Genomic DNA, 1233 nt, shown 5'->3' with positions numbered 1-1233 from the left:
AGGGAGTCGGACTGCTGTTGTCCGCTGTTTTGCGTGGCGTCCTGGGTCGCGGTATCGCCGCTTTGCTGCGTATCCTGGGCCAGTGCGGCTCCAGAGGCCAACGGCACGCTCAGAAGCGCGGCGAGTGCGGTACTACGCAATTTCGAACTGAGGATATTCATATCGATTTCCTTTCTATTTGCATTGAGGGGCAAACCGGCTCCTCCGAAAAGGGTTCCGGCTGCTCGGGCAAAACATCAGCGCAAAAAGAACAAGTGGCGCAATTTGCGCAATAACATTTATTTTGACACGGGTAACCTACACTGAGAGGCTCGCTGAGCCTATTGCTACACCCCTTGCACCAGTCCAGACCATACAGTCGGGCTGGAACAGGGAGGCTTGTCAATTCCTGATCGGGCGGTTCAACATTAGCGTCTGAAACCGCATCATTTCGTTTCGGTCAGAAAGAGTCGGCACACCTCACCACATAAAGGCTGCCGTCCACTTCCAGAAAGTCCAGTGGCGGATCGTAGTCGAGCGCGGCGCAGAAGCGTTCCGCAACTTCGCTGCAAGTCTGGCCGCTCGTGCCGCACGGGATAGGCAGATGGGAAAAAGCCTCCCCGTCCTGAAGCAGATCAGGAGACCCCGTATCCTCGAATACATCCACGTCTTGCTCGGCGGATGAAAGTTCCACCTCGTCCTGCACGTCCACATCTTCCACTGGATTCAGAAGCTCGAGGAGATCGGTGAGCCAGATGTCTTCTTCCTCACCCAGAAATGCATCACCATCAGCGTCAGCAATTCCGAAGAGGCCATCCGTGAAATCTTCTTCCGTCAGAACATCGCTTTCTGCATCGAGCCCCACGCGCTCCAACAAGTTGGTGTTCTCCTGGGCGCGCATGAACTCGAACGGCGATATCACTCCGTCGCCATCGGCGTCCCAGTTCCCGACGGAGAGGTTTACTGCGTCTTCACCGAACCAGCGATCGACGGAGTCGTCCCATTCCTCGACCGTGAGCCGAGCATCCCCGTCCGCGTCCCAAAGACCGTAGATACCTTCGAGAAGCTCGTCGCTGTCCAGCGCCGCGTTCCCGTCGGCGCCCCATTCGCCGAAGGTATCCGAGGTATCAATTCCTGCACGGAACTCGTCCCTGCTCAGGATGCCGTCGGAGTCCGCGTCCCAGGCACCGAGATCCTGTGCTGAAAGTCCGGTGGCCAGAACGGCCATCAGCGCGCCTGCTGAAAGGGACTGAA

At 57.6% G+C, this 1233-nt stretch carries 1 protein-coding gene; it reads right to left on the bottom strand.

Annotation, left to right across the window (positions count from 1 at the left end; all coding sequences use genetic code 11):
- Positions 1-439: 439 nt before the first annotated feature.
- Positions 440-1233, bottom strand: a 794-nt coding sequence (locus ACOI1H_RS25680) for a hypothetical protein (RefSeq protein WP_422441160.1), incomplete at its 5' end; no start/stop codon positions are given.

Origin of the sequence: Loktanella sp. DJP18, from assembly GCF_049310965.1 — a bacterium.
GTDB lineage: Bacteria > Pseudomonadota > Alphaproteobacteria > Rhodobacterales > Rhodobacteraceae > Loktanella.
Note: the sequence above shows the minus strand (reverse complement) of the source record. Positions and strands in the feature narration are given on the sequence as shown.